This window comes from Brevundimonas vesicularis, assembly GCF_032067225.1.
Classification (GTDB): domain Bacteria; phylum Pseudomonadota; class Alphaproteobacteria; order Caulobacterales; family Caulobacteraceae; genus Brevundimonas; species Brevundimonas vesicularis_F.
In genome coordinates this window covers 65,972-80,968 of record NZ_DAMBJX010000005.1, presented here as the reverse complement: position 1 = coordinate 80,968, position 14,997 = coordinate 65,972, and the positions used below count along the sequence as shown (strand labels likewise).

Below are 14,997 nucleotides of genomic sequence, written 5' to 3'. Positions count from 1 at the left end.
GTCCAAGGTGGCGGTGAGGGCCGGATCGGACAGCGAGCGCGATTGCAGCCGCAGCAGCGAGCCGATCATGGTCAGGTTGTTCTTGACCCTGTGATCGACCTCGTGAAGCAGCAGGGTCTTGGCGGCGAGCGCCTCTTGCAGATCGGCGGTGCGGGCGGCGACTTCGCGTTCGACCAGGGCCTTCTGCTTTTCGACATAGGCCTGGGCCTCGATCCGCTCGGTCACGTCCAACTGCGAGGCGAAGAAATATTCGATGTCGCCGTGGGCGTTGCGCACAGGGCTGATGAACAGGGCGTTCCAGAAGGTGCTGCCGTCCTTGCGATAGTTCAGCAGATCGATGTGGATGTCTGTACCGGCCTGCAGGGCGTCGCGGATTTTGGCCACGGCGTCCCTATCGGAATCTGGCCCCTGAAGAAAACGGCAGTTCTGGCCGATGATCTCGTCGCGCTCGTAGCCGGTCAGGTCCTGAAAGGCCTTGTTGGCGAAGACGATGGGATTGTCGTCGCGACGCGGGTCGGTGATGACCATCGGCATGCGCGTGCCACGTATGGCAGCGGCGAACGGATCTCCGCGCCCGATTTCGTGTTCGACGACATCGGTAAGTCGCCAGTCGTCTTGCTGCTTCATCGGGACTCGGAATACAGGCGCGCGACCGGAAGCGCCGTGCGGATATTTGTCGCTTTACAATCTCTTCCTACAGCACCGGGGGGCGACTGCCAACCAAGGCGCGGCGCTCAGTCGGACTTGATGTCGGAGCGCGACAGGGCGACGCGGCCCAGCCGGGCCAGGGCGGCGCGCAGATCGTCGGGGGCTGAAGCGATCGATGCGGCGAGATCGGCCTCGGCCTGGGCGGGCAGGGGCGGCGGCTTGGCGCTGCGTTTTGGCCGGGCGGCGGCCTCCTTCAATGGGGCGACCGGACCTTGGGCGATGCGCAGCCGATCCACCGTCCCGGCGCCCAGGAACAGGTTGACGCGGGCCAGAATGTCCTCGGACTGGTGCTGGATCAGCAGGGCGGCGGCGCCGGCCACGCGCAGTTCCAGCACGCCGGGCTGACCGCCCTTGCCCTTGGTCAGTTTCTGAGGTCGGGTCACGCGCGCCAGGCGATCGCCGACGATCTCACGCCAACGGGGTTCCAACGCGCCGGCGCCGCGTCCGAACTGCTCGTCCAGCTTCTTGATCAGGGGCGTCAGCGCCTTGCCTGCGCGCGGCGCCGGTCGGGGGACCGGACGGGTGCGGCGGCGAGACAGGATCTCGCGGACCTCGGCGTCTGTGGGCAGCGTGCGGCGCATGGGTCTATATAGCCCGACCGATGCCTGACGTCTCTCCCGACATAGACCTGATCCGCTCACGGCTGCTGGCCTGGTACGACGCCAACGCGCGCACCCTGCCGTGGCGCGCCGCCTTCGGCGCGCCACGGACCGAGCCGTACCGCGTCTGGCTGTCAGAGGTCATGCTGCAGCAGACGACCGTGCCGCATGCGACGCCGTATTTCCACGCCTTCACCATGCGCTGGCCGACGGTCTCGGATTTGGCGGCGGCCGAGGATGCGGAGGTGATGGGGGCCTGGGCGGGGCTGGGCTACTATGCGCGTGCGCGCAATCTGCTGGCCTGTGCGCGGGCGGTGGCGGGCGAGCATGGCGGGGTGTTTCCGGACACCGAAGCGGCGCTGCTCGCCCTGCCGGGCGTGGGCGCCTATACGGCCGCAGCCGTCGCCTCCATCGCCTTCGACCGGGCGGCTAATGTCGTGGACGGCAATGTCGAGCGGGTAATGGCGCGGCTGTTCGCGGTCGAGACGCCGGTCCCCGCCGCCCGGCCCGAGCTGAAGCGGCTGGCCGGCCTGTTCGTCACCGACGAGCGGCCAGGGGATTGGGCGCAGGCGTTGATGGATCTGGGCGCGACGGTTTGCCGGCCCAAATCACCGTCGTGCGGGACCTGTCCGGTAGCCAGCGAATGCCGGGGTCTGGCCACGGGCGACCCGGCCCGGTTTCCGATGAAGACGAAGAAGGCGGACCGACCGCATCGGCGGGGCGCGGCCTATGTGCTGATCGATGATCAGGGGCGGGTCGCAGTCGAGACGCGGTCTGAAAAGGGGCTGCTGGGCGGAATGCTGGGCCTGCCGACCAGCGACTGGACGACAGGCGAGCCTGTTGCCGCAGCGCCGGTCGAGGCCGACTGGCGCGACGCGGGGGCTGTGGAGCACGTCTTCACCCACTTCAGCCTGACGCTGGCGGTGATGACCGCGCGCGTCGATGCGGACGGTGACTATCGCTGGATGCCGATCGAGGCGGCGCGGGCCGCCCTGCCGACGGTCTTCGCCAAGGCGCTGGATCGGGCGAGCGCGCCTGATCTGTTCGGCTGAAGCCTAACGCAACGTGCGGATCGAAACCTTGCCCTGCTTGTGATGCGGGATGACCACGGCGCGACCGTCGGCGTGCTGGATATTCAGATCGACAACGGCGCCGCCGACTTCCAGGCCGGTGATCTTGAGACGGTCCAGACCGGCAGGCAGGACGGGGTCAGCCAGATCGACCGTCTCGGTCCAGGCGTCGATCGACAGGCCCAGGGTCGCCTGAAGCATCAGGAAGACCGACCCCGCCGCCCAGGCCTGGGGCAGGCAGGCGACCGGATAGGCGATGGGCGGCTCGCCCGGCTCACGCGGGAAGCCGCAGAACAGTTCGGGCAGCCGCAGGTGGAAGTGGGCGGCGGCGGCGTAGATCTCGGCCAGGATTTCGGCCACCGCATCCCGCTCGCCATAGGCGGCCATGCCGGCGGCGGCCATGGCGGTGTCGTGCGGCCAGACCGAGCCGTTATGATAACTCATCGGATTGAAACGGGCCTGTCCCACCTCCAGCGTGCGGATGCCCCAGCCGGTGCGGAACTCGGCGGTCAGCAGGCGTTTTGTGACGCGCCTAGCGCGTTCTAGTGATGGCAGGCCGGTAAACAGCAGATGCCCTGCGTTGGAGGCGATGGCGCGACATTGCTGGCCGTCGCCATCGAGGGCTACAGCGTAGAAGCCCTCGTCCTCCATCCAGAACTTTTCCTCGACCAGAGAGCGGACCTGTTCGGCGCGCATACGCCATTCGGTCGTGCGGTCGTCGTGCAGACGCTCACCTAGATCACCCAGCGCTTTCCAGGCGGCGAAGGCGTAGCCCTGAACCTCCAGAAGCGCGATCGGACCCTTGGGGAAGCGGCCGTCGGCGTGGAAGATGGAATCCTCTGAGTCCTTCCAGCCCTGGTTGGACAGGCCGGTGTCGGCCCCGCGCTGGTAGTCGATCAGGCCGTCGTTGTTGCTGTCGCCATAGTCGCGCATCCAGTCGGCGGCCGCGATCAGATTGGGCCAGAGCTTGCGGATCAGATCCAGATCGCCGGTGCGGTTGGCGTAGGCTCCGGCCAGGGCCACGAACAGACAGGTGGTGTCGACCCCGCCGTAGTAGAGACCGAACGGCACCTCGTGCAGGGCGCTCATCTCGCCGCCGCGGGTTTCGTGCATGATCTTGCCGGGCTGGCTGTCTTGATAGAGCGACGTCTCGGTCGCCTGGCGTGAGGCCAGATAGGTCAGCACGCCCTTGGCCAGCGACGGATCCAGCCAAAGCATTTGCCAGGCCGAAATGATGCCGTCGCGGCCGAACGGGGTCGAGAACCACGGCGTGCCTGCATAGGGATAGGGGCCGGTCGGCAAGTCTGTGGTCAACAGCGCCATGTCGGCGCGCGACTGGTCCAGCCAGTCGTTGAAGCGCGGGCTGCGCGGGCCGCGCACCGAGGCGCCGCGCCGGCGTTTGGCGCGCATGGCCAGGCGGGCCTGGATGGCGTTCTGGCGCCAGCGATCGGCGTCCGGCGTCTCGCAGGCATCGACGCCGCATTCGATGAACAGATCCAGCGAGCGGCCCTTGGGCAGGCTGAACATGAACTCGGCGCGTTGATGCGTCAGGCGCGCGGGCGGTTCGGAAAAGGCGATGCAACTGGACCGGTCCACGTCGTCCAGGCCGGTGTAGCGGAAGGTGACGCGGCGGCCATCGGTGGTCGGCGTGTGGATCGTCCCGCGCTTGGCTCGCGGCGTGCCGCGCACCTGGAAGATATCGAAGAAGTCCGCGCCGAAATCGAAGGCCAGCGGCAGCAGGATGTCCTCCACCCCATGGTTGACCATGCGGATGCGCTCGAACATCCGCCGGTTCCACAGGAAGCGCCGGCGCTCGATATGCAGGACGCCGGCCGGCGCCGATCGGCCGCCCATCGGGGGCAGGGGACGATTGGTGGTGTGGCAGGAGAAGAAGACGTTGTCCTGGCTGACGCCGGACGACAGGCGCGACGGCTTCAGCAGGCCGACGGTCATCGCCCAACGCGACAGGACGCGGGTGTCGCCTGCGAACAGGCCGTCGGCGCCGCCCTTCATGTCGCCCCATCCGTCGGCGACCAGGAAGGTATCGCCTTCCTTCAGCGCCATCAGCTGCTCGAGACCCGTGGCCTCGACCGATTCACCGGCGGTCAGTTGAGTGGAATAGGCGTCGTCCATGCGGTCTCTTCCCCGTCGTTGTGAGGCCTTGGCCGAACGTGTCGCACCCGAATGCGGCGCTCAGGGGCCGCTTGCAGACTTTAATGGGCAAGTCGCCGACGGGTTCAGGCGAACCTGTGCTTTTTCGTCAACAGAGGCCTGGAGACCTTCATTTGATCAGTCGCACGACGCCGATGGACCGCGCGATGTCGCGGAAGGCGGCTTCCAGAGCGGCGCTGTCTTCGGCCAGGAAGGCATGGTCGGAATCGCTGGCGCAGGTCCTCAGCAGATTGCGTCCGTTCTGCGTGGGCACGTTGAGGCCGACAGTGAAGACCTCGATCTTGTTCGACTTGGCGTAGGTACAGATCGAACCGAGATCGGCATCCGTCGCCGCAAGCTCATTGGCTTTGACCGTGGCGACGTGCGCCCCATCCGATGAGCGATAGCGCAGGGTGTTCACACCGTCGGTCATCAGCACCAGAATCTTGCGCGGCGTGCGGTTCGCGGGATCGTAGGCGCCGGCTTCCTGGAACGGCGCGGTAGGCGACAAGAGATTGATGCCCCAGATCAGGCCGGATGGAATGTGGGTTTCGGGTTTGTAGCCGCCGACATTGATGACGAGGTTCTTGATTGCGTTCAGGACGCTGGACTTGCTCTTGGACAAGGGACTGACCGCATTCAGGCAACTCTGGCCCGTCGTCAGAAAACCCTTGTAGGGCGTCGCCGGCGACTGGTCGTTTAGCCGCGTCGTGCCGACGTTGCGCGAATAGACGCAGCCGAACCACTTGTAGCTGACGTTGCAAGCATATGGCGGGACCGTGACCGTCTTGACCACCTGATCCTTATAGCAGGTGCCGGTCTCGCTGACGCCGTCGCGCACGGTGGTGCACGGGTAGGGGGTGCCGCCGCTGTAGGTCGTCTTGGTCGTGCAGGTGCGCTCCTGAACATAGTCGTCGGGCACGGAAATCCACGGGGCCTTGCGATTGGCAATCCCGACGTTGACGTAGTCCGCATAGGGCACGACGCCGATCGAGACCTCGTCGCTCTCGGTCGCCATCAACTCGTTGACCAGCAGACTGGCCGAGCTCTTTAGCGCATCGATCCGCTTGATCGACCGGCTGTCCTTTTCGCTCATGGACCAGGTGTTATCGAGCACCAGGACGGTCTCGATCTTTTGCGCCACGCCGCGCGTCGCCTCGGACAGGGCGTTGATGTCGAACTGTTTGACGCCGGCCAGACCCGCGAAGATGGGTTTGACCCCGCCCTTGAACGTCACCCTGACGATTTTGCCATCGACATATTGGGTGCCGGTCTTCCAGCCATCGATCAGTTGGCCAGTCTTCAGATTGGCCTCCAGATAGGGACCGCCGACCGCTTCCAGCTCCTTGACGGTCTGGGCGCGGGACGCCGCAGCCCCCAACGCCGCTGCATCGAGCGCTTCCTGTACCTGGTTCCTGACCGAGACATAGCGATTGATGTCGATGGCCAGGCCGACCATCAGTGTCAGGCCCATGGCGGACAGGGCGAAGAAGGTCGCAATGTTGCCCGCGGTATTCCGGCGCAGATGCGCCAGCCGCCGCCTCATCGCTGTCCATTGCATAGTGGTCGCCCCGATTTGGGACGACCGTAATGGATAAGCTTAACTTTTGGGTGAACGCCGTTACAAACTTAGGATTGCAACGGCGTCCTGACTGAGTTGGTTTCAGGCGGTGGCGGCGAAGCTGCGTTCTTCACGCGGACGCAACGGCGTGACCACGTCATCCAGCGCGGTTTCCGCGAACGGGCGACGGGCCAGTAAATCGCCGTAGACGTCCAGATACCGGCGCGCCATGGCGGTGGCCGAGAACCGCAGATCAAACCGCGCGCGGATCGCCTCGCGGTCCAGCAGATGCGCGCGTCCGGCCGCGGCGATGGCCTGTTCCATCGTATCGACCAGGAAGCCGGTGGCGCCGTCTTCGATGACCTCAGGCGTCGAGCCGCAGCGGAAAGCGACGACCGGCGTGCCGCAGGCCATGGCCTCGATCATCACCAAACCGAACGGCTCCGGCCAGTCGATAGGGAAGAGCAGGGCCTCGGCGCCGCCGAGGAAGGCGGACTTCTGGTGATCGCCGATTTCGCCGATGAACTCGATCAGCGGATTGCCCTCAACCAGTGGGCGAATCGTTTCTTCCCAATAGCGTTTGTCGGCGGCGTCCACCTTGGCGGCCATCTTCAAACGCTTGCCCAGTTTGGTGGCGATCTCGATGGCGCGGTCGGGGCGTTTCTCGGGCGAGATGCGACCCAGGAAGGCTAGATAGCCCTCGGACTTCGGGGAGAAGATGTACTGTTCGCCCGGCATGCCGTGATGGACGGTGGCTTTCCAGTTGGCGAAATGCAGCGGCTTACGCTGATCATCGGAGATGGAGACTAGGCCGAACTCGCTCCAGCGCGCATAGACGCCGGGCAGGTCCTTCATGTCCAGACGGCCGTGAAGGGTCGTCAAAGTCTTGTCCGCATATTTCTGGAACAGCGGGAAGTGGACCATGTCGGTATGGAAGTGGATGACGTCAAACTCGTCGGCGCGGTCCAGAACTTCGCCCAGCATCGACAGGTGAGCGGCGAGGTCGGATTTCAGTGGCGCCGGATCCAGACGGATGGCCTGATCGCGCACGGGCACCAGACGGGCCTTGGTCTGGGCGTCGGCGCTGGCGAACAGAGTCACGTCGTGGCCCAGATCGACCAAGGCGTCGGTCAGATGCGCCACCACACGCTCCGTGCCACCGTACAGCTTGGGAGGCACGGCCTCATACAGAGGGGTGATCTGCGCGATTTTCATGGTGATGTGCTCCGACACCGCATCCTGGCGGGCCGTTGACATCAATGTTCTCGCAACTGCGAAGTTCCATCGCAGGCGATGAATTTTCACATAGGTTTCGCGGGGTTACAGCGACGCTGACCCATATTGAGTGTGCGAAAGCGTACGTATTCGCGGCGGATTGCCGGCTAAGTGATTGATGTGGCTTACGCGACGGGCAGTCGCAGCGGGCTTACATCGCGGCGCGAACTTCCGACCGGAGGGCGTCGATGGATTTTAGCCCCTGGTCGGTCTTGAAGCGCCAGTAGGTCCAGCCGTTGCAGGCCGGCGCATTCTCCAGCAGCGCGCCCAGCTTGTGGATCGAGCCGCTGAGCGAACCGTGAACCAGCGAACCGTCCGCACGAACACGCGCCTCACGCTCGCCCTTGGGGCAATAAAGGCGGTCGCCGGGTTGCAGCAGGCCGGCCTCGACCAGGGCGCCGAACGGCACCTTGGGTTCGGCGCGCTTGGAGCCTGTGACCATCAGGTCTTCGGGGCGGGCAGGGATGACCGAGGCGATGCGGGTTTCGGCGACCTCGGCATAGGTCTCGTCACGTTCGATCCCGATGTAGTGGCGGCCGAGGCGCTTGGCGGCGGCGCCGGTGGTGCCGGTGCCGAAGAAGGGATCCAGGATCACGTCGCCGGGGCGCGTCGCCGACAGCAGGACGCGGTGCAGCAGGGCTTCGGGCTTCTGGGTCGGATGGGCCTTCTTGCCGTCTGCGTCCTTGATCCGCTCCTCGCCCGTGCACAGGGCGAAGGTCCAGTCGGAGCGCATCTGGGTGTCTTCGTTGAAGGCCTTCAGCGCATCATAGTTGAAGGTGTAGCGCTTCTGATCCCGCGACTTGGCGGCCCAGATCAGGGTCTCATGGGCGTTGGTGAACCGGGTGCCCTTGAAGTTCGGCATCGGGTTGGACTTGCGCCAGATTATGTCGTTCAGCACCCAGAAGCCCAGATCCTGGATCGCCGATCCCAGGCGGAAGACATTATGATAGCTGCCGATCACCCAGATCGAGCCCTCGGGCTTCAGGACGCGGCGGCATTCCGCCAGCCAAGCGCGGGTGAAGGCGTCGTATTCGGCGAAGCTCGCGAACTTATCCCAGTCGTCGTCGACGGCATCGACCTTGGAGTTGTCGGGACGCAGCAGGTCGCCGCCCAACTGCAGATTATAGGGCGGATCGGCGAAGACCATGTCCACCGAGGCGTCGGGCAAGCTCTTCAGCACCTTGATGCAGTCGCCACGATGAATGACGTCCTTGGCGAGGACAGGGGTCTTCAGATCGGACATGGAACGCGGCCCCGCAACAGTGAGACCGCTATGGTGAATCCTTGTGGTTAAGGTGGATTAAACGGCAGGGTCAGCCGGACGATTTTGCGATCCGGCCGCACCATCCACAGCCTTCTTCGATCAGCTTGTTCCGCATTTGTTCCGTTCCTGCTCTAACCGTCTGCGGCGGTCGGCGGCGTGATGGAGGATCAGATGAACGACGGAATCCTGGCCCATATGATGGCCGAACTGGATGCGGAGCTGGCGCGGGCGGAGCCGTCCTTGCCCGCCCATCCCGAACATACGCGACAGACCGAGATCATGCGCGCCCTGGCCCTGGGGCTGGGAAACTTCGAGCGGATGCGGGCGCACGACGTGCATCTGCTCGCCGCCAGCCTGTCGCCGCGATCGGCCTGATCCGGCGTCAGGGCTTGCGCTTGAAGGTGTCGCCGATCTCGGCGGCGTCGGGACCGTCCGGTCCCGCGCTTTGGCGCTCGGCCTGACCGACCGCCTTGGTCGCCTTGTCGGAGGTCAGGGCGTCCGGCTTGCCGGCGGGATCGGCGCCGTTCTCTTCACGACCCTTGGTCTGTTCACTGTCCATGGTGCTCTCCATTGCTGGGATAGGTAGTGCGATGGAGAGCGGCGCGTTCCGTCAGCCGGCCGTATTGACCTTCGCCACCACCGACATGCCCGGCGCCAAGCGCTCGGCGGCGGGCTGGTTCGGGTCGATGCGGATGCGGACCGGGATGCGCTGGGCGACCTTGGTGAAGTTGCCGGTGGCGTTGTCGGGGCGGATGACGCTGAACTCCGACCCGGCGGCGGGGGCGATGCGTTCGACATGGCCGCGCAGGGTCTGGCCGCCCAGGGCGTCCACCGTGATCTCGACCGGCTGGCCGACGCGAATGTTCTTCATCTGCGTCTCCTTCATATTGGCCGTGACCCAGACCACGTCCGGCACCAGACCCATCAGCTGGGTTCCCGCCGTCACATACTGGCCCTGACGCACGCCGATCTCGCCCAGACGGCCGGCGCGGGGGGCGACGATGCGGGTGTTGGCCAGGTCGATCTGAGCCAGACGCACGGCGGCCTGGGCGTTCTCGACGGCGGCGGCCAGGCTGTCGCGGCCGACGACGGCGGAGGTGACGCCGGTCTGGGCGATGCCCTCGGCGGCGCGGGCCTGGGCGACCTGGGCCTGGGCGCTACGCAGGGCGGCTTCGGCGACGTCCACATTGGCCTGGGCGACCCAGCCGCCGGCCTTCAGGGTGCGGGCGCGGTTGGCGTCGGCCTGGGCTCGTGTCAACGTCGCTTCGGCGGCGGCGATGGAAGCGCGCTGCTGGGCCACAGATCCGCGCGCCGACGCCTGGGTCTGGGTCGAGTTGGACAGGGCCGCCTGGGCCGAGTGCAGGCTGGCCTCGGCCTGCTCCAGCCGCTGGCGATAGATGCGATCGTCCACCTGGGCCAGCAACTGCCCCTGTTGGACGGTCTGGAAGTCCTGGACCGGCACCTGGACGACATAGCCGTTCACCTGCGGGCTGATGATCGTCACCTGGCCGCGCACATAGGCGTTGTCCGTGCGCTGGATCGCGCCCCGGAAGGGCGGCAACTGCCAGGCGTACAGCACCATCAGCACGCCCAGCAGGGCGACCCCGGCGGCGATGACGGTCCACATGACGTTCTTCTTCGGCGCAGGTGCAGGCGGAGCCGCAGAGGGCGCTTGCGGGGCGGCGGGGGCGGCAGAGGCGGGGGCGGGCGGGGCGGCATCGGTCATTGTGGGTCTCGGTTCAGTCGGCGGCGGCGACGGCGGCGCTCTGGACCGCAGCGTCTGCATTGTTGTTCGTGGCGTCGCGGCGCGCCTTCCAGCGCGGCCGCAGGTGGGTGGCGGTCACCCAGGCGGAGCCCAGGGCCGCGATCACGGCGATGACCAGAAAGACGTCGTTGTAAGCCAGCACATTGGCCTGCTGCGTCACCTGTCGGCCCAGCAGGACGGCGCCTTCGGCGTTCGCCAGCGCGGGGTCCGTTATCGTCGAGGCATAGGCGCCCGACAGCTGGCGCAGCCGCAAGGCGACCTGCGGATCCAGCGCCGAAATCCCGGCCGCCAGCTGATTGGAATGGTACTTCTCGCGGAGGATCTGAAGCGTCCCGGTCAGAGCCGAACCCGCCAGACCGCCGACGTTCTGAAGCACGCTGAACATGACGATGAAGCTGATCAGGTTCTGCTTGCCCTGGGTCAGCACCTTGACGATGCCGATCATCAGCGCCGGGCCGATGAACATGGCCGAGGCGAAGGCGATCAGGGCCTGGCTGAAATACAGCTGCGCCGGGCGCGTCAGGACCGTCGAATGGCTGTCGATCCAGGCGCCGACCGCGATCAGCGCCAGGGCGATGGCGATCGGCTTGTTCAGCTTCTCCATGTTCAGGGTGAAGGCGCTGACCAGGGTGCCGGCGATCATCGACAGTAGAATGACGACGAACAGGCCGTGAAGCTGATCTGGTCCCAAGCCGACGACGGTCAGGAAGCCCACCGCGCCGGATGTCTGTTCCGACAGCACGATGCGGATCAGCAGGATCGCCCCGAACAGGCGCAGCAGGTCCGGCCCGGTCAGCCAGCGGGTGTTGATCAGCGGGTTCTTGCGATTGTGCTCGACCAAGAAGGCGGCGGTCAGCAGGATGACGGACCCGATCAGGGCCCAGCCGATCCAGGCGGCTTGCGTCCACCAGACGATGCGCCCCAGACCCAGGGCCGCGCACAGCAGGGCCACGCCTGGCGCAAACAGGGCGAAGGTCAGGAAGTCCAGCCGGTCGAATACCCGCAGCCGCTCGGACGGCGGCAGCTTGACCACCTGCACCGCGCCCCAGGCGACCAGGCACAGGCCCAGCTCGAACATGTAGAAGGCGCGCCAGTCGCCCAGCTGGAGCAGGCCGGGCATGACAAGGCGCGAAATCGGCATGGCGAAACTGGCCAGGCCGATCCCGATGATCAGCCCTTTCAGCCTATGCGCCGCCGGAAAGGCCTGGATGATGTAGAGAAAGCCCAGGCTGGAAAGGCCCGCGCCCGCCATGCCGGCGATGGCCCGCACCAGCAGGGTCGATTGGTAGTTGTCGACGAACAGGTGGGCTGCGCAGACCAGCACGAAGGCCCCCAGGAAGATCTGGGTGAACAGGCGCAAGCCGTACTGCATCCGGAACTTGACGAGGATCAGGTTCATGCAGGCGTTGGTCATGACGAAGGCGACCGGCAGCCAGGCGGCCTCGGTGATCGTGATCCCCAGCGAACCTTGCAGGTTCTGGATATTGGCGGTGACGGCGGCGTTGCCCAGCGATCCGACCATGGCGACCAGCAGGCCGGTCAGGGCGTACTGGATCCGCATCGGCCAGGCGTGATCGGGGGTGGCGGGAGAGCCGGGCATCATCGGCCGCTCGTGCGGCTTTAGCGTCTCGACATACTGTTCCCAGGGCAGATGCCAGTTGTTGCGGGCCATCAGCGCGGCCCCCCGCGAGGTCTCAGCCCGTCGAGCACAAGCGCGCGGGTGCGCAGCGACACGGCCTGGCGCTCGGCTTCGTCCGCGCCCTGAAAACCGGCGCCCAGCAGGGTGGCGATCAGACGGATGTCCATCGGCCGCAGATCCTCCCTCACCAGGCCGGCGGCCTGAGCCCGCTTCAGCGGTGCGGCGCCCGCCTCCATCAAGCTCTGCCGCAACGGTGTAAGCGCATCTGGCGACCGCACGTTCCGCACGACGCCGGCCAGTCCCGCATTGCGCACCATGTCCTCGGCCAGCCGGTCGAGAAACCAGAAGAAGGCCTGCGGATCATCGCCCTGTTCGGCGGTGCGCCGACCCAGGTCCGCGACGTCGGCCTCCAGCACCGCCAGGGCCAGTTCGGTGCGGTCGGAGAAGTGCCGATACAGGGTGCCGCGCCCCACCCCGGCCCGTTCGGCGATCAGATCCAGGGGCGCATCCAGCCCCTGATCGGCGAAGACCGCGCGCGCGGCCTCCAGCACTGCCGCCCGGTTCAGAGCGGCGTCCTTGCGGACAGGTTTTTCGGCAGGGCGCGTCATGGTGAGGCGCGTAAATGGACACGACTGTCCGTTTTTCAAGGGGCGGCTAGAGCGCTTTTTCTAGCACCACGAATTCCAGCTCGGGTCGGGGCGGATCGACGGGGAAGGGGCGGGCTTCGCCGGTTGGGGCGTAACCGCGTCGTTCGTACCAGGCGATCAGTTCGGCGCGGCGGTGGATGACGGTCATCTCCATGCGACGGGCGCCGAAGCGCGCGACCGCTTCGCTTTCGGCGGCCGCGAGCAGACGACGGCCAAGGCCGGACGCCTGCAAGGTCGGCTCGACCGTCAGCATGCCGAGATAGGCCAGGTCCTCGTCGGCGCGGGCGACCTGGACGCAGCCGATCAGCGCGCCGTCGCGATGGGCCAGCAGGACGACCCGGTCGGGATCGGCGATCAGGGCCGACAGTTCCGCCGCGCTGGTGCGATCATCGAACAGCATGTCCGCCTCGTGCGTCCAGCCGGCCTTGGCGGTGTCGCCGCGATAGGCGCGCTCGATCAGCGGATGCAGCGCGACGACGTCGTCGGACGTCGCCGCGCGGACGGCGATCGGCGTCACCGGCTGACGCCCAGCTCCGTCAGCAGATGATCCATCCCATAGACGTCGCGCAGGGCCACGGTGACGGCCTGGGTGGTGACGATCACGCTGCGGTTGGTGTTGCGGTCATAGCCATAGGCGTTGCGCTGGGTCAGGACGGTGGAATCGAAGTTGGCCCCGATGATCTCGCCCCGAGCGTTGACCGCGGGCGAGCCGGACGAACCGCCGATTGTGTCGGTCGAGACGGCCATGTCCATCACCGCGTTCGGATCGATTCGATCCTTGGCGGCCATCAGCTTGGGCGCGACCTTGAACGGTTCGGCGCCGGTGGCGCGGTCCCACAGGCCGGCGAAGGTGGTGAAGGCGCCGAAGCGCTGGCCGGGTACATCGGAGCCTTCGACCTTGCCATAGGTCAGACGCAGGGTGCCGGTGGCGTCGGGATAGACGGCCTCGCCGTAGGCGGCGAAGCGGGCGGCCGCCAGCTGTTCCGACGCGCGGTCGGTCGGAGCCTTGACCTTGTTCTCCCATTCCGTGCGAACGGCGCGGGCGTCCGCATCGATCGACAGTACATACTGGATCATCGGATCGTCCGACGCCTGAACCGCCGCCAGGCCGCCGGTCCACAGGGCGCGACGCACGGCTGGATCGGCCAGTTTGGTGCCCGAGACGACGCGGGCCGACAGCTCTTCGGGGCTTTCCTTGCCGAGCAGGGTGCGAACATAGGGGCTGTCCACCGTCAGCCATTCGCGCGTCTTGGATAGCCACCATTCCAGCCGGATTTGCTCCAGCTCGGGATAGGTCGGCCGCTCGGCGAACAGACCGGATTCGACGCCCGGCAGGCGGCTGTCGGCGAACTCGGCCAGACGCTGGACCGACGGCTTGGCTCGCTCCTGCGCGCCGCGCACGATGGCCTTGGCCCACTGGAACAGCTGCGATCCACCGGCGACCGAGGTGGTGCCCAGGCCCGTGCCGCCTTCCAGCAGGGCGGTAGGGGCATAGAGTTCGCGCGCGATGGGCTGGACCGCTTCCAGCGCACCCCACGGATCGGGACCATTTCCGTTGGCGGCGGCGTAGCGCTGCATGAAGTCGAGCTCGGCCGCCGCCTTGGCCTGGATGAACTGGGCGTCGGTCAGGGCGCGCATCCGGCCCAGGCCGCGCTTGTAGGTGTTCTCCACGCCCACGATTGGGTCCATGGCGATAAAGGCCTGGTCCTCGCCCTCTTCGGAATAGCGGATCAGACGGCCGCGCAGCTCCGAGGCGATCAACTGATCCAGCGGCAGGACCACGTCGCGGATGGTCGCCAGCTGATCCATCGTCAGCAGGCGCTGGGTGGCGCCGGGATTGCCGGTGATGAAGACGGCCTCGCCCTCGGTCGGCTTGTCGGCGTTCCAGGCGAAGTGGACCGGCGTCTCGACCGGCTTGCCGTCTTCGTACAGACGGATGAAGGCCGCATCGATGGCGAAGCGGGGGAAGGAGAAGTTGTCCAGATCGCCGCCGAAGGTCGCGGCGCGGTCTTCCGGCGCCCAGGCCAGGCGCACATCGCTGTATTTGCGGTATTTGTAGAGTTTGAACTGGCCGCCCCGGTACAGGCTGACGACCTGGCAGCGGATCTTGGGATCGTTTCCGCAGGCTTCGGTCTCGATCCGCCCGGCCTCGGCCTCGCGCGCCTGGGTGAAGGCCTGGCCCTCAAGCCCTTCGCCGGCCTTGTGCATCCGCTCGGTGACATCGGAGATGTCGGTCAGGATCTCGGCCGTGGCGCCGGGACATTTGCGCTCTTCCTCGCGCGTTTTGGGCGTAAAGCCGGTCTCGCCATATTGCTGTT

General features: G+C 66.4%; 14 protein-coding genes. 2 read left to right on the top strand and 12 right to left on the bottom strand.

What is annotated here, in order from left to right:
- Both RT123_RS02465 and RT123_RS02460 read right to left on the bottom strand, forming a co-directional pair.
- Positions 1 to 627, bottom strand: a 627-nt coding sequence (locus RT123_RS02465) for a PAS domain-containing protein (protein WP_313007581.1), incomplete at its 3' end; no start/stop codon positions are given.
- A 107-nt stretch (positions 628 to 734) separates the two neighbouring features.
- On the bottom strand, positions 735 to 1,289 hold the full coding sequence (locus RT123_RS02460) for a DUF721 domain-containing protein (RefSeq protein ID WP_295194303.1): 555 nt from the start codon (positions 1,287 to 1,289) through the stop codon (positions 735 to 737).
- A 20-nt stretch (positions 1,290 to 1,309) separates the two neighbouring features.
- Here RT123_RS02460 and mutY point away from each other — a divergent pair, with 20 nt between their 5' ends.
- Positions 1,310 to 2,359, top strand: coding sequence for an A/G-specific adenine glycosylase (mutY, locus tag RT123_RS02455; RefSeq protein ID WP_313007576.1), 1,050 nt, complete (start codon positions 1,310 to 1,312; stop codon positions 2,357 to 2,359).
- Between the two features lie 3 nt (positions 2,360 to 2,362).
- Here mutY and RT123_RS02450 read toward each other — a convergent pair whose 3' ends face one another.
- The 4 genes from RT123_RS02450 to RT123_RS02435 form a co-directional block, all read right to left on the bottom strand.
- Positions 2,363 to 4,510 (bottom strand): amylo-alpha-1,6-glucosidase, encoded by a 2,148-nt coding sequence (locus RT123_RS02450; RefSeq protein WP_313007574.1) that lies wholly within the window; start codon positions 4,508 to 4,510, stop codon positions 2,363 to 2,365.
- Between the two features lie 148 nt (positions 4,511 to 4,658).
- Positions 4,659 to 6,074: a VWA domain-containing protein gene (locus RT123_RS02445; RefSeq protein ID WP_313007572.1), complete on the bottom strand. Its 1,416-nt coding sequence runs from the start codon at positions 6,072 to 6,074 to the stop codon at positions 4,659 to 4,661.
- A 117-nt stretch (positions 6,075 to 6,191) separates the two neighbouring features.
- On the bottom strand, positions 6,192 to 7,304 hold the full coding sequence (locus RT123_RS02440; protein WP_055806882.1) for a glycosyltransferase family 4 protein: 1,113 nt from the start codon (positions 7,302 to 7,304) through the stop codon (positions 6,192 to 6,194).
- Between the two features lie 211 nt (positions 7,305 to 7,515).
- The gene (locus RT123_RS02435) at positions 7,516 to 8,607 is read right to left on the bottom strand and encodes a site-specific DNA-methyltransferase (RefSeq protein WP_313007571.1); all 1,092 of its coding nucleotides are present in this window, start codon (positions 8,605 to 8,607) and stop codon (positions 7,516 to 7,518) included.
- A gap of 192 nt (positions 8,608 to 8,799) precedes the next feature.
- Between RT123_RS02435 and RT123_RS02430 the strand changes: the two genes are divergently transcribed.
- The gene (locus RT123_RS02430; protein ID WP_228763748.1) at positions 8,800 to 9,003 is read left to right on the top strand and encodes a hypothetical protein; all 204 of its coding nucleotides are present in this window, start codon (positions 8,800 to 8,802) and stop codon (positions 9,001 to 9,003) included.
- A gap of 7 nt (positions 9,004 to 9,010) precedes the next feature.
- On the opposite strand, the gene RT123_RS02425 is transcribed toward RT123_RS02430, so the two are convergent.
- The 6 genes from RT123_RS02425 to RT123_RS02400 form a co-directional block, all read right to left on the bottom strand.
- Positions 9,011 to 9,187, bottom strand: coding sequence for a hypothetical protein (locus RT123_RS02425; RefSeq protein WP_313007570.1), 177 nt, complete (start codon positions 9,185 to 9,187; stop codon positions 9,011 to 9,013).
- A gap of 51 nt (positions 9,188 to 9,238) precedes the next feature.
- Positions 9,239 to 10,354 (bottom strand): HlyD family secretion protein, encoded by a 1,116-nt coding sequence (locus tag RT123_RS02420; protein WP_313007568.1) that lies wholly within the window; start codon positions 10,352 to 10,354, stop codon positions 9,239 to 9,241.
- 13 nt (positions 10,355 to 10,367) lie between these two features.
- Positions 10,368 to 12,065: an MFS transporter gene (locus tag RT123_RS02415; RefSeq protein ID WP_313007566.1), complete on the bottom strand. Its 1,698-nt coding sequence runs from the start codon at positions 12,063 to 12,065 to the stop codon at positions 10,368 to 10,370.
- Complete coding sequence (locus RT123_RS02410; RefSeq protein WP_137722195.1) at positions 12,065 to 12,640, bottom strand: TetR/AcrR family transcriptional regulator; 576 nt, start codon at positions 12,638 to 12,640, stop codon at positions 12,065 to 12,067. The genes RT123_RS02415 and RT123_RS02410 overlap by 1 nt, the downstream gene beginning before the upstream one ends.
- A gap of 46 nt (positions 12,641 to 12,686) precedes the next feature.
- The gene (locus RT123_RS02405; RefSeq protein ID WP_313007563.1) at positions 12,687 to 13,196 is read right to left on the bottom strand and encodes a GNAT family N-acetyltransferase; all 510 of its coding nucleotides are present in this window, start codon (positions 13,194 to 13,196) and stop codon (positions 12,687 to 12,689) included.
- Positions 13,193 to 14,997 (bottom strand): S46 family peptidase (locus tag RT123_RS02400; RefSeq protein WP_313007562.1); only part of this gene is annotated, 1,805 nt, incomplete at its 5' end. The genes RT123_RS02405 and RT123_RS02400, both read right to left, overlap by 4 nt.

Coding starts and splice junctions, on each gene's coding strand:
- RT123_RS02460 (WP_295194303.1), bottom strand. CDS start 1,289: ATGCGCCGCACGCTGCCCACAGACGCCGAGGTCCGCGAGATCCTGTCT.
- mutY (WP_313007576.1), top strand. CDS start 1,310: ATGCCTGACGTCTCTCCCGACATAGACCTGATCCGCTCACGGCTGCTG.
- RT123_RS02450 (WP_313007574.1), bottom strand. CDS start 4,510: ATGGACGACGCCTATTCCACTCAACTGACCGCCGGTGAATCGGTCGAG.
- RT123_RS02445 (WP_313007572.1), bottom strand. CDS start 6,074: ATGAGGCGGCGGCTGGCGCATCTGCGCCGGAATACCGCGGGCAACATT.
- RT123_RS02440 (WP_055806882.1), bottom strand. CDS start 7,304: ATGAAAATCGCGCAGATCACCCCTCTGTATGAGGCCGTGCCTCCCAAG.
- RT123_RS02435 (WP_313007571.1), bottom strand. CDS start 8,607: ATGTCCGATCTGAAGACCCCTGTCCTCGCCAAGGACGTCATTCATCGT.
- RT123_RS02430 (WP_228763748.1), top strand. CDS start 8,800: ATGAACGACGGAATCCTGGCCCATATGATGGCCGAACTGGATGCGGAG.
- RT123_RS02425 (WP_313007570.1), bottom strand. CDS start 9,187: ATGGACAGTGAACAGACCAAGGGTCGTGAAGAGAACGGCGCCGATCCC.
- RT123_RS02420 (WP_313007568.1), bottom strand. CDS start 10,354: ATGACCGATGCCGCCCCGCCCGCCCCCGCCTCTGCCGCCCCCGCCGCC.
- RT123_RS02415 (WP_313007566.1), bottom strand. CDS start 12,065: ATGGCCCGCAACAACTGGCATCTGCCCTGGGAACAGTATGTCGAGACG.
- RT123_RS02410 (WP_137722195.1), bottom strand. CDS start 12,640: ATGACGCGCCCTGCCGAAAAACCTGTCCGCAAGGACGCCGCTCTGAAC.